The organism is Aestuariivivens insulae (genome assembly GCF_022662195.1).
GTDB classification, from domain to species: Bacteria; Bacteroidota; Bacteroidia; order Flavobacteriales; family Flavobacteriaceae; genus Aestuariivivens; species Aestuariivivens insulae.
Genome location: NZ_JAKMCS010000007.1, coordinates 35263 through 50149, shown reverse-complemented (window position 1 = coordinate 50149; position 14887 = coordinate 35263). Strand labels below are relative to the sequence as shown.

The 14887-nt window shown below is 36.2% G+C and carries 6 protein-coding genes; all 6 read right to left on the bottom strand.

Features of this window, described 5'->3' with window-relative positions:
• Window positions 1-240: 240 nt before the first annotated feature.
• Entirely contained in the window at window positions 241-1551 is a 1311-nt protein-coding gene (locus MR062_RS10135; protein ID WP_242204044.1) for a vanadium-dependent haloperoxidase, read from the bottom strand.
• A 5-nt stretch (window positions 1552-1556) separates the two neighbouring features.
• On the bottom strand, window positions 1557-4880 hold the full coding sequence (locus MR062_RS10130) for a VCBS repeat-containing protein (protein ID WP_242204043.1): 3324 nt from the start codon (window positions 4878-4880) through the stop codon (window positions 1557-1559).
• 110 nt (window positions 4881-4990) lie between these two features.
• Window positions 4991-6637 (bottom strand): RagB/SusD family nutrient uptake outer membrane protein, encoded by a 1647-nt coding sequence (locus MR062_RS10125; RefSeq protein ID WP_242204042.1) that lies wholly within the window; start codon window positions 6635-6637, stop codon window positions 4991-4993.
• A gap of 25 nt (window positions 6638-6662) precedes the next feature.
• Window positions 6663-9743 (bottom strand): SusC/RagA family TonB-linked outer membrane protein, encoded by a 3081-nt coding sequence (locus MR062_RS10120; RefSeq protein ID WP_242204041.1) that lies wholly within the window; start codon window positions 9741-9743, stop codon window positions 6663-6665.
• A gap of 452 nt (window positions 9744-10195) precedes the next feature.
• On the bottom strand, window positions 10196-12982 hold the full coding sequence (locus MR062_RS10115) for a sugar-binding domain-containing protein (RefSeq protein ID WP_242204040.1): 2787 nt from the start codon (window positions 12980-12982) through the stop codon (window positions 10196-10198).
• Between the two features lie 30 nt (window positions 12983-13012).
• Complete coding sequence (locus tag MR062_RS10110) at window positions 13013-14884, bottom strand: sulfatase family protein (protein ID WP_242204039.1); 1872 nt, start codon at window positions 14882-14884, stop codon at window positions 13013-13015.
• Between the last annotated feature and the right edge of the window lie 3 nt (window positions 14885-14887).

Below are 14887 nucleotides of genomic sequence, written 5' to 3'. Positions count from 1 at the left end.
TACAAAAACACTTAAACCTTGCGCTTATGAAACCAAGAATAAGCGAATTCCTTTTTAAACAGGTCAATTCGATCATAATTAATCGTTTTACCTTTAATACAAGGGTTTTTCGGCCAGAAGTTGCAAACAATTATAGGATTTAAGTTAACGGAGTACTTTGCTAAAAGTTTTAAATTATTCAGTATACTAAATACCAAAAGCATATACTACTAAAAACTTTGTGTTTATTCGAGATCGGCATTAATTATAAATTTTATCGAGTACCCAATCGGCAACAAGTTTTCCTTGGTCTACTCCATTTTCAATGGCATCCATATAATGAATTCCTCCATAAAAGCGTGAAATGGCAGCTTCTTTACTAGCCTGTTCAAAAGAGGCAAAACTTCTTACAGGAAGTCCATATGGCACTTCCGTTGTATCATCAAATTCAAACTCGTCACCAAAATAGTGAGTTAGTATTTTTGCACTAGCCGCTGAAATTACCGAGTGACCACTAGTGTATTCTGGAAACGGCGGGGTCTGCAATAAAGGTTGCCAATGGGGATCTATTTGGTTTCTAATGGCTGTCTCTGGCCTAATTCGATCACTTCTATATTTTTCATCCCAACAAGACATAAAAGCATCCATTAGACCAACAGAAACTACGGCGTGTATTTCCATTGACTCATCAAATCCTTTACCATCCTTTTCACAAGCTATACCCGCAATTCCGAGCCAATGGGCTCCAGGTGAAATTTTCTTTACAGCAGACATTAAGTGACCAATATTATCTACAGCAAAAGGGTTACAGTCCCAAAAAGAAGCAATAGCAGCACTCTCCTCCGTAAGAACATCATTGTAATTTTTCATCATCATTTCATAAAAGTGAGATTTAGGATCTGTAGAGAAAGGTACTGGAGGTTTTGGTTTAAACTGGCTTGCCGAATCCAATGTGAAAGGGCGTACTTTATTAAAATAGGGTTCTATAGCTGCAATGAAAGCCGGAGGTGTCGGATACCAAGAGCCTGGTTTTTTAGAAGGCTCATAACGAGGATAGTTGCTTATTTCAACATATTTATCGTCCTTGGCATACTTCAACATCTCACTACTCACTCGATCTGCATAAATTCTTGAGTTGTCAACAATTTCTTGACTAAGTCCAGCAACATTACAGGAATCAATTATTCTATTTTCCAATTCTTCCAATTGCAAGCCTGATGGCTGTAGTTTTTTAGCTGTTTTAATAATAGCTAGCAATGCACTTAACTGGTAGTTATATACTCCATCTGGATGTACAAAATCCATTTCAGGAAAGTCATTTAATATCCCATGCATACTTTTAAAACGACTATTGTTTTTTGCAACAACTTCATAACCCGCCAAGCATGAATAAGAGAAAAATCGAGCCGCCAATGGTGGATTGGTCACATCGTGCACCATAATATCTGTCATTTCTTCAATTACTTTTCTTATTTCTTTACTATCATGAAAAACCATCTCCTTTTTAAGTTCTGGTTTACAAGCATTCACAAGTAAAACCATAGACATGGCTATATAAACAATTTTATTCATAACTATCAGAATTTATAAGCTACCAAAGGCCGCTGATTAACACCAAATAAGACATAGTTTGATAACACAACGGTACTTCTTACATCTCCTTTAACCTGAAGACCGGAATGCTGTTGGTTTATGTAAGTAAAGTTTCCTTTCCCATCATTTTCCAATAAAACACCATAATTGGCATCACTATTTCCAAAACGAAGCCTTGCATTATTGATATTTCCAGATAACAATAAATCCATATCTCCATCTTTATCAAAGTCTAAATCGGCTATAGAATATATGGGGGCAAACTGTACCTCAATAGGTAAGTCAACTTTAGAAAATCGATGTTGTTCATTCCCTTTAAACAGAACTGTTTCAAGACAATTGACCTGTAATGATTTCATCCCAGATTTTTGATCGTCAGTAAACAAATCATCGAACCTTACATTTGCATAAGATTTATAGTCGGGATACTTTGTTCTCATCGACGGTATTTGATCTAAAAGTTCATCCCTTGAAACGCAAGGGTACGAAGTACCTTGTATGTATGAACAAAATATTGGATCTATGGCACCATTGCTATCAAAATCCTTGTAGAATAACTCAGCTGGTTCTTTAAACGATACCTTGCATTGTGTATTAAGCCCCATATTGCCTAAAACAATATCTGTAATACCATCATTATTATAGTCTCCTGTATTAATCGTATTCCACCAACCACTATATTCTTTATCAAAATAATCTGATGTTCTGTTTGTTAATTTTCCCTCATGGTTAACAAAAACAGTTATTGGCATCCATTCACCAACTACTATTAAATCATCCTTTTTGTCATTATTCAAGTCAACCCAAACTGCATCGGTTACCATCCCTATATTTTCTATACCTGAAGCCAAAGCATTAGTTTGATCAATAAAATGCCCCTTCCCATCGTTTATCAAAATGCGGCTTTCCGGAATTTCTGGATAACGCCCAGGAACTACTTTTGCTCCAACAAATAAATCTTGCAAGCCATCGCCATTAATATCATTTGACTTAACACAACTACCACTAACTAGGTGTTTTGGCAATGCGTTCTTGACCCTTACAAAATTAGATTGTCCATCATTTAGATAAAGTCGATCCTCCAATAAAGGGTCATTGGACATATACTGATTATACCCTCCTGAGACAATATATACATCCAATTTACCATCTCCATTAGCATCAAAAAATAAAGCATCAGCATCTGTACTTTTTCTATCTTCATGAAATGCAGGTTGAGGGAGACTCTTAAAACTACCATTCCTATTTTGGATAAAAACTTGTGCTGGCTGATCATGTCCACCTCCTATAAAAATATCTTCCAAGCCATCTTGATTGATATCTGATTTTTTTATAAATGGTCCTTGAAATGACAGTGGATTCACCAAAAGAGGTTGTCTTTTAAAATCATTAACAGAATAATTAACATGTTGATAATCTACTGGAGAATCTATAGGCGAAAAAACGACATTTGATGATGACAAGCCTTTATATTCTGGCTCAACAGCTACTTTTTCATCAAAAACCACACTATTCCCTGCTTTAACATTATACTCAGTCTGACTTACCCCACTTAACCAATTGACTTTTACGGAGTCAATTAACTTAGACGAACCAACACCAAAATGTAAAGTGGGCGACACTGAAGATTGAAAGCCTCTTTCTGGCATTTGTTCTATTAGTTGAGTATTACCTTGAGAATACACATAAACCTTGGCCCCAATCCCTTGCGTATTTTTTTTAGTTCCTTTTAATTTTACCTTAATAAAATTAACCGAATTTTCCTTACTCGCATTATTTTTATAAACAAAAGCAATATTATTTATATTATTAATCACTAAATCTAGGTCTCCATCGTTATCCAAATCGGAATAGGCAGCACCATTACTATTAGATGGCTGATTGATTCCCCAATCCTTTTGTTTATTTTCGAACTGAAGATCCCCTTTATTTTTGTATATGTAATTGACAATATTTGATGCTGGGATTTTTTGCACCAATTCAAAAAGGTCTCTACGATAAACTGCTGTGCCTTTTTGCTGCAAATAATCAGTCATGAATTTTAAGAAATCCATATTAGTATAATCTCTTAAGTACCCATTGGTCACAAAAAGATCTTTCCACCCATCATTGTCATAATCCGCCATTAAAGGTCCCCAACTCCAATCGGTATTAGAAATGCCTGACAATTGGCCAATTTCACTAAAAGTGCCGTCCCCATTATTAAGTTGTAGCATGTTCCGCATAAATTGCCTATGAAAACCAGAGCGAACAATCATATCAAATTCTTCGTAGTTATCTGGGGCAAATAGAAGTTTCTGGCGTCTATTATCCTCAGGTAACATATCTAACGATATTATATCGGTTAAACCATCATTATTGATGTCTGCGGCATCATTTCCCATAGAAAATTGTGATGTATGCCCCATACTTTTACCAAGATTATTGGTAAAAGTGCCATCTCCATTATTGATATATAAATAATCCGGCACCAAATAATCATTTGCAATGTATACATCGGGCCAACCATCATTGTTAATATCTGTAATTGAGGCCCCCAAATTATAACTTAAGGTAGAATTTACAATTCCTGATTCGGAAGAAACGTCAACAAACTTGTTATCAACATTTTTCAACAAGCGCGTGCCATACTGGCTATTCTTTTGAGCTATTAAAGACTTTATTCTTGCATCATCGATATTTCCAATTCGAGTTGGGTTATGATTTAGCTGGAGCATATCCAAATCACCATCCCTATCATAATCAAAAAAATAGGCTTGGGTACAAAATGTAGAATCTGTTATACCATAAGCTATGGCTTCATCTTTAAAAACAGGAATATTATCCTCATTATTACCTTGATTTATGAACAATTGAGGAATACGCTTTTTACCTGATAATTTTCCAGAATAGCACACAAAAATATCCAATTTATTATCGCCGTTTATATCTACCAAAGTGGTACCTGTTTTCCAGGGCCCAGGGCGCCCTTGTACTTGCGATACTTTAGTTATGTCCTCAAACTTCAGGTTTCCTTTATTAAGGTAAAGCTTATTATCTGTCATGTTAGCGGTAAAATAAACATCCTCTAGGTCATCGCCATTAAGGTCTCCTATAGCTACTCCTCCACCATTGTAAAAATACTCGTACATCAGCACATTGGTATTCAATGCTTCGGTAAGTTGATTATTAAAATCTATCCCAGTTTCTGAAGCTGGCAACAATGCGAAAAGCGGTTCGTCTTCCACTACATTAGCTGTTACGGTTTTATCTTGACAACTGAATAGTAACACAAAACAAACCATAATTGTACTTATAATATAATTCATTGTTTTTAACATATCATCCAATATAAAAATTCCCCAGAAGAAAGGTCTGGGGAATTTACAACTATTTTCTATTTCATTATCAATAGAATTCTCATCATTATACCCCCCAATTAGTAACCTGGGTTTTGGTCTCCTTGCAGTTCACTATTTGCTTCTATAGCACTTTGAGGTATTGGGAACAGGTAGTTTTTAGAAGCGTCAAACTGTCTATCACCTCCAGTAGCATCCACATATTCATAAACCAGTCCTGTTGGCCCCTCGGTTATTTTAACACCCGTTAATGGTTTGTTAATATTTACTTCAGCTGTTTTCCATCGCAGTAAATCCCAGAATCGTTTGTCTTCAAATGCCAATTCTACACGTCTTTCACGTCGTATTGCTGTACGCATATCATCTTGGCTTAACCCCAGTGGCAAATCAGGTATACCTGCTCTATCCCTCACTTCATTCACCGCATCATACACAGATAAATCCGGTCCAACTGCTTCATTTTGAGCCTCAGCATAGTTTAATAAAACTTCTGCATACCTAAAACAATTATAGTTTTGATAACTGGTACGGCCATTCCAATTGGCCGCTCCTAAAGTTAAGGTTTTATCATCCAGCCTTTTACGGAAATAATATCCTGTTTGGGTAGCATCGTCCTTATCTGTAAGGTCAATGGCATTCTTGCTGCCTTCAACCATACTAAAGGTATGATTATAAAAATAAGATCCATTATAAACAATAGATTGATAAAATCTAGGCTCTCTGTTTTCATATGGATTTTGTGGGTCATATCCCGAAGTTGGGTCATCTATTGGCTTACCGTTATCCATGGCATAATCATCCACAAGTTCTTGAGTAGGGTTACAACCACCCCAACTGGTCTCCGCTCCTCCATCTGTAAATGTAGGCCCAATAAATCCATCCAATCTACCGCCTTTTGCAGGAGGAAAATATTGCCTATACAAGATACCTTCAACATTGGCTTCTCCTGGTTTTAACAAGAAGAAACCTTCATAATCAGGATGTAAGTCGTAATCTAACTCATCCATGATTTTCTTATTACTTGCAGCGGCATCTGCCCATTTCCCGGCATATAATTCAACCCAACCTTTTAATGCCATCGCAGCTCCTTTTCCTATACGCCCTTGCTCTGGTGTTGTTGGTAAATCCACATAAATGGCAGCACACTCACTCGTTATAAATTGAACAGTCTCTTCGGCAGTGCTTCTAGGGTAAAATATATCTTCCCCCTGCTCTACCCTATCCAAAGGCACCTCAATTAACGGAACACCTCCATAAGTCATATAAAGCCACTGATATGCATAAGCTCTTAAAAATCTGGCCTCCGCAAGGCGCAACTTTTTAAAATCATCAGATAAGGCTGTAGATTCTGTAACATTCTTGATAAAAACATTAGTTCTCCTTATATTATTATATACAACATCCCATCTAAGATAATCAGATATGTGTGCGAATGGATTATTTGTTGGGTTTTGTAAAGAACGCTGTATTGTGTTTCTTGATCTAGGCCACGCATAACCACAAATAGCATTATCTGACCAATTTTCTATAGGATCATATGTGTTGTTAAAATCAGGCATTATTCTGTTATAAACATCATTTAAGAACAGATCACTAGCTCCTTCATCAACCCATACGTTAGCATCAGAAAACTTATCTCTTGGAACGACGTCCAAGTTATCATCGTTACATGCTAGCATCGTTATAAACAGGAGTAATAACAATGCATATAAATTTGTTTTTTTCATTTGTTTTTTCATAAAATTATTTTTTTTAGAAAGTAACATTTATACCAAAAGATATTACTTTTTGCTGTGGGTAACTATTTCCATTAGCGTTGCTTGTTTCTGGATCAAAATCTTTCCAGTCTTTACTCCAAGTCAGCAAGTTTTGACCAGATATATAAAGACGAACGGTATCAATGTTAATTTCGTCTAGTATACTATTTGGTAATGTATATCCTATCTCAGCAGACTTAAGTCTTAAATAGTCACCATCTCTAATCCACCAAGAAGACGTCTGTGTGGTGTTATTAGATGGTACTGCCAACACCCTTGGATATTTAGCATCTGGATTCTCTGGTGTCCAATAGTCCAATGTCTTTTTCAAAGCCGAACCTCCATTATTGAATGGGAAGGTTGCTTGTCCACCTAAGTAGAAACTTTGTTTAGCCGCTCCTTGAAAAAGAAGGTTTAGATCAAACCCTTTGTAAGATGCATGAGGTGCAAATGAATAAATGACTTGAGGCGTCGTTGGTCTTCCTATAACCACCTCGTCATTTGCATCAATTTTGTTGTCGCCATTTTGATCCATGTACATAATATCACCTGGTCGTAAGGTACCAAATTGGGCAACCGGATATTCAGAAGTATCAATAACACCATTGCCATTGGTATCGTCGCTCAACTGAAATAAACGAACGGCCTCATAACCAAATTGCGTACCCAAAGACCTACCTGTACGAGATCTGTTAGGATTTTCCCTAGTAACATCATTTTCGAAAGTCTCAATAAGCTTATTCTTTGCATAGGTATAAACTATATTCAAACCTACATTCAAACCATTATCAAAAGTATGTCTCGAACCTATTGTAAAATCAACACCCTTATTTTTCATTTTACCAGCATTTTCTTGGGCTATACCAATACCGTACTCAGAAGGCACTAATACTTGCGGTGACACTAGCATATTATCTCTTTTCTCTGAGAAATAATCGGCTTCAATTCTTAATAGCCCTTTTAAAGCCGATAATTCAAAACCAACATTGATTTTTTTAGCGGTTTCCCAAGTAATATTAACGTTTGGTTCTAAACTCTCACGAAGCCCTTGTGTTATGGCTCCGTTTAAAACAGCACTATTACCATACAAATTAAAAGCGCTTAAGTATTGGAATGCATCTCCTGTAGGAAGTGCACCACTCTCACCATAAGACCCCCTTATTTTCAAATTATCAACCCAATCTATATTTTGCATGAACGATTCCTCAGACATACGCCATCCAGCAGAAAAAGCCGGGAACAAATTCCAACGTTTTCCAGGTGCAAAGGCATAATGAGAATCGTATCTACCGGACACTTCAAATAAATATTTACCATCAAAACCATAATTGGCCCTAAACACAACACCGCGTTGTTTACTCTCTGCAGAGAAGCCACTATTATCTTTATCAGCAGCTGCAGGCCCACCATTATTAAGTTCTGGAATATTTACGTTGTAATTAACTCGCTCTGCGCTAAAATATTGTAATTTTGTGTTACGGGCCTCCAATACAAATGTAGCCCCCACATCATGCTTGCCAAACGTATTACTATAGTTTAAGAACCCTTGATAGGTAAAAGACTGTCTTTGTCTATTTTGAATCTCATATCTGGGCTTAGCTGGACCGTCAGTCCCTATCTCCGGATACGTATAAGGCGTTGTAGAGGTATCGACACCATAAAAAGGTATAGGTGTTTCCCAAATATAAGAGGTACCACCAACATTGTTACCATTGCTACTATCATTATAATCATAACTAAACACTCCCTTTATACTTAACCCTTCAATAGGAAGCTTTTGCTCCAAACTAATTTGTGTTAGAGCAATTGGGCTCACAGTTTTATTATAACCACTATTATGGATTTGACCATATACCGCTCTACCAATATGTGAACCATAAAGACCATTTGTATAGGTTAGCGGCGAAATGGGTGGCGTTCTAAACAATTGTTGAAAAATAGATCCCGCTGACGTGTAAGGATAATCCTTTTGCTCTATACGAGCACTTAAATTAATACCAAACGTAGTAGTATTGGTAACCTTTCCTGTAACATTAGATGTAAGGTTGTAACGCTTAAATCTAGTGGAGCCCCACATCCCTTTTTGGTCGAGAAAACCTATACCTCCATAGAATCTTAACTTGTCTGATCCTCCAGACATAGAAATGTTGTGAGACATCATGGGCACATCTTTATTTATAAGTTCGTTGTAAACATCGTGACTTGGATACACATCTGGGTCAGACCCACTTACATACTTTTGTATGTCCTCGTCACTATAAACAGGTGCCTGCCCTCCATTAACTGCTGCTGCATTACGCATGTTAAGATATTCAAGAGTCGAAACCATCTCTGGCAATACCGTTGGATTTTGAAATCCATAAAAGGCATTATAACTTAATTGTAATTTTCCTGTATTTCCTTTCTTAGTAGTGATCAAAATAACCCCATTCGCTCCGGCCACACCATAAGGCGCTACAGCGGCAGCATCTTTTAAAATACTAATGCTTTCAACACTTTGGGGGTCAAGCTGGTTATAACTTCTTGGCACCCCATCGACAATCACCAAAGGACTGGCATTACCTGTGGTACCTGCCCCTCTAATCAAAACAGCAGTACCATCTTGTCCTGGCTCACCACTGCCTTGTCTTGATATCAAACCAGGAGCCATACCACTTAAGGCACTTGAAATGTTAGTTACCGGCCTTCTAGCAACATCATCTCCTTTAACAGAAGACACAGAAGCGGTTAACGATGTTTTCTTTTGAGAACCATAACCAACAATGACCACTTCATCTAAACTTGCAATGTCTTCTTCCAATACAATATCTAAGCTTGATTGCCCAATTACTGCAATCTCTCTTCCAACAAAACCGATATAAGAAATTACGAGAATAGCATTTTCATTACTGACCGTAATGGAAAAATTACCATCAAAGTCCGTTTGAACACCATTAGCAGTACCTTTTTCTATAATATTAGCACCAATTAAAGGTGTACCTCCATTATCTTTTACGGTCCCAGAAACCGTACTCTGGGCCACCCCCAAAAAACTCATTAGGAGAAAAAATAAAAAAATTAGTTGTTTTTGTTTCATGTAGTTATATTATTTAGTTGGTTAATATTTAAAACATTAAAAGTAAATATTTCCTCAATGACTAAAATGGATAATCATTGCTCAAACATGGATTATAATTCTTAAAAAATAAATTATTAGTCTTTTTTAGACTTCTAGTTTAACTCTTCCCCTTTTTTAAGATGACGTGGTAATAATGAATAAATAAGACCTAATTCTTAGGGAGTATTATTATTTTATCAAGTTAAAGTGAGTCTATAAAAACAATTACTATACACCTAAACACTTTAATCAAAAGGCATCAATAAGTCTAAATACAAAAGTTTCCTCTGGGCATTAAACAGAAACAAGAATTTACATGTATAACCAGCCCATTTTTATCAATGGCAACTCCACCCTATTAATTATTATGGACAAAACCACATCATTTAACGAACACCCGAGTTAGCATGTTTGTTAATAAAATATTTCAACTAATCATAAATATCTTTAGTCGAAAAGCTATTTTGTTTTTTAACTAATTTCATTTTTTCCAAGTCTTCAATTGTTATAGTCTTTGAAGGCTTAAAAGCATCACTTTCCATATACTCCAGTAAACTATTACGTAGCTGCCTGGCAACTGGCCGATCGATTAAGTTAGATGTAAGGTCAATAGATGAAAACACTAACAGACCACTACCTACTTTGGCCTCAAAAACGTTAGCCAAATGATGATTGGTAACAAAATTATCTATTACACGCACTATTGGCGTTACATCTAAAGAGTCCGTAATAACAGATTTCGAATTAATGCATAGATCCCACCACTGCCAATCGGTATGGGTATCAGTTGGAAAATCATTTAACGCAGGATGTTCAACATCCACCATTAATCCCATTGTAGCAGGCTGATTAGGAAAATGAACCGGACTCCAAAACACTGGCACAAATCTTCCTTCTATACCTTTTAGTGTTTTAAAATCAGGATTAAACAGTACTTTCTTACCTTGATTAAGAGCTTGCTCGGCAACAACAAAAGACGAGGTTACCACGATACCATTTTTTGATAAATCAACTGTTTTAGGGTATACCCAAATGTTCCATGAATTTTTGTATTTGGTGCCTTCTAAACTCACTTCTACCTTAAGCTTTTTAGCTGTCTGCGTATTAACTTCAAAAGCTATTTCCCCTAAATTGGCATTGTTACCAATGGTTAAATTGGAACCTTGAATTTTGGAATTACTTAACACCTTTCCTGCTTCGTCGCTAATACTCCAATTTATATTTTGATTATTTAAGGGTTTAAAGAAATTTGCCACCTCAATTAAGGCTTTGAGCGTTTCACCGTTTTCGTAAACAGCTTTTTCAAACCTTAAAAGAGGCACCAACTCGCTATTGAATTGCCTAAATTCTTCTGCTGAAATCACACCTTTTGATTCCCAAAAGGCATTTAACAAACCTACAAGTGCTGTACCTTGCCCAGGAAAATCTTGCAATTGTAATAATTGAAAACCATCAAAACTTGGTGTTTTCATAGCTCGCTCAATCTCTTCTTTATATAAAATGGATGCTAATTTTCCTGAGTTATAGGTAAAATCTGGAGCTAATTCTAAAAGACCTTTTTTCTCCAAATCATTTCTTACAGCTATAAAATTAAGTGGTTCTAAAACGCCGGTATATTTTTCAATTTCGCTCATATCAGGATAAACAGAATACTGTCCAATTTCATGCGATACTAACGGAATTTCAACAAATTCAGCTCCAGCTGTAAAATCGGCATCAAAATGAGGTGGTTTAGCATTAAAAATACCTTGACCACGAATCCATCCGTTTTTAGTCCACTGCGCTATAAAAAATTCATCTTCGGGTTCAGGACGTGTTCCTGCTGGGCGTTGAAATGAAAAAGCTGTTGTCGCATATAAACGTCTATTGTCCAACGGTTTTAATTCTGCAACAAAACTATTAAGTTGCTCCATATCACCTTGCAGTTCGTTACCCATTGCCATAAAAATAAAGGATGGATGATTCCCATAATCTTTTATGATTTTATGCGCTTCAGATTTTAAAAAAGTTACAGTTTTAACATCTTCACCAAATTTTAAACTCCAATGTGGCAGTTCTATCTGGAAATAAAAACCCGCTTCATCTGCAGCCTCAAATGCCGCTTTTGGAGGGCACCAAGAATGAAAACGGAGATGATTTAATCCATAGTCTTTAGCTTGACCGATGAGTTTGGCCCAATCCGCTTTCTTAGTAGGTGGGTATCCTGTTAGCGGAAAAATAACGCACTCTAAATTTCCACGCAAAAAAATGCGTCTTCCATTAAGTGCAAGATTTCCGTTTTCATTACTTATAAACTTATATCCAAATCGCGCATTAACCGTTCCAGTTGATGTGGTTACAAAAACATCATATAATTTAGGATTAAACTCATCCCATAATTCAACGCCTTCTGGTTTATCAATCTCCAATGTATATTGATTTTGATTAGAAACAGAAGCTTTAACACTTTTGCTATAAACAGCCTTTCCATCAATCGTTTTAATCACCAACTGCACAGCATTTGCTTCAGGAACTGGTTGATTAAAGGTGATTTTTAATTTATCTAAATCTTTATTCGGATACACTTGAAGATCAGCTGGATCATTATTACTTGAAGCCTTTAAAACGATATCACCCAAAATACCGTTCCATTTAATTTGGGTATGGTTGGTATAGGCATGCGCCATATCTTTATTAATCTTATCTGGATATTTGCTACCAGCAACGTTAATATCCGGAAACTTATTTGAATTATCTATCACAATAGTAAGCATGTGCTTTCCTGGGCTTAAATCCTTTAGTTTGAAAACATGCGTTCCAACCAAGCTATTTGCAGACCCCATTTTTTTGCCATCAATGTAAACAGTAGATTCCCAAAGCACACGTTCTAAAATTAGCGTAATGGCATCATCTTTCCAATTACTTGGAACATCAATTTCCTTTTGATACCATGCTTTGCCAATGTATTGGTGCTTTCTTGCCAAATTAGACATCACATAGTTATTAATGGCTGGCTCCAAAGTATTTGGAGTTCCTAATCCTGCGTCATCTAAAGTACCTGGCAATCTAATTATTGTGCCATCAATTTTAGATGAAGCCCAATTCTCTTGCATCCCTACATTGGTAGAATCTAACTTTACCTGCCACTCTCCAGACAAATCAATACGTTCTAACTTTGGTGCACAAGCACTTAATACGAGTAAAAAAAATATAATTGTGGTTTGAAATAATCTCATCATTTGTATGTTTTAGTTTAGTGGTTTTAAAGCTCAGATCTCCTTTCTTAGTCTTTGACTTTCCACAAAATCGAAGCAAGCGTTTTTAACGTGCGAATTAAGTTTAGGATTTTGTAATAATTCTTCAATTGTAGTTTCAAATGGTGCTCTCTCTTGAAAATAAAGCATATTATTAACAGCTATTAAAGACAAGTGCCAATTGTTATTTTTAGCAAAGTTACTTAAGACCTCAGAAGCGGTTTTACTTTCAAACTTATTATATAAAATAGCCGAAATGGTAATAGAAACAGGAGGGTACACATCCTGAAGAGCTTCACTCAACTCCTTTTGAAAGGGTTGCAATACCACTTTATTTTGGGACATTAACCCTATACTTGCCCAATATCTTACAAATTTATCTTCATGCTTTAGTAATTCTATTTGAGCTTTCACTACTTGTTCACTTTTTTTACCCGATAATGAGGCTACTTTATATATCTCATCAAAATCATAATCATCCTGCAAACGATACTCATATGGTGTTTGCGTTTCTGATATTCTAGCTATATCATACTCGGGTATAAATAATATATCCTTCGACTTTAAAAGGGTGCTATCTAAAAACTGTCGCATACCCTCTAAAACGGACTTGTATTTTGGGTTTTCTGCTAAGTTATGTTCCTCCCAAATGTCATTTTCAATATCATACAACACCTCGTAAGGACGCTCATCAAAAATGCGAGATTGAAATTCATTGAGTTTACCATGCTTTAAATCGTTACGCATGTGTTTGGTAATATCTGCAATCTCCAAATAATTAATATATCGCACTTCTGGTATAAATGGCATAAAGTTTCTTGAATACACAAACCTGCCATCGGTAACACTTCGTACTAGGTCTAAACCATTATCCACCCTATCTGTTGAAAGTGATAGATATTTAGGCTGTGCTTCTGAGTCTTTCTTAAAAAATGATCTGCCATTCATTTGTTCTGGAATCTCACCTCCCAACAGGTCAATCATAGTAGGCCCTAAATCTTCAAAACTGATAAGTTCATCAGTTATACTTCCCGTCTCCCAAGGTGATAAATGTTTGAATTTTTCTGGAAACCAAACTACAAATGGCACCCGATATCCTAAGTTAATCCCAGTGGTTTTGGCCCTTGGAATACCCTCACCATGATCTGCATAAAAGAAAATAATGGTATCATCCTTTAAACCATCGTCTTCTAGCTTCTGCAATAACTCACCTATTTTATTGTCAGTTAATTTAATTGAATTGTATACCCTAGCAAATTGTTTACGCATTTCTGGGGTATCGTTATAAAAAGGAGGCATATCAAAAGCATCGTCTGCAATTCTATCTTCTTCAGGCAGATGATTCCAAACATGTTTTTCATATTGCTTAAAGGTCCACGACATAGTTCGTGACTGATGCGATTCTGCAAAATTAAATACTGCAAAGAAGGGTTGCCCTTCCGCCCTATCTTTCCAAGTTGCTTTGTTGGAACTTTCATCCCAAGCCTCTTTTACAAAATCTTTTTCGTTGGCGATATTATAATCTGTTTTAGAATTATTGGTGGTGTAATACCCTAATTGCTTGAGATAATAAGGAAACCCTTTGATAAAATCTGGAATTGGATACTGACTCCTTTGATGCCCTGTACCCATTTTGTAGGTTGGTACTGCCGTAATTATAGATGATCTACTTGGAGAACATACGGTACCCGTAGAAAACGCATTAGTAAAACGAACACCTTCGTCTGCTAGTTTATCAATTACTGGTGTACTAGCATTTGTATTGCCATAACACCCAATGAATTGAGGCGATGTATCCTCAATGGTTATCCAAAGAATATTAGGTTTATCCTGAGTTTTGCATGATAGCAAAGTCAGCAGACACGATATATAAAGCAGTGTTTTCATAAG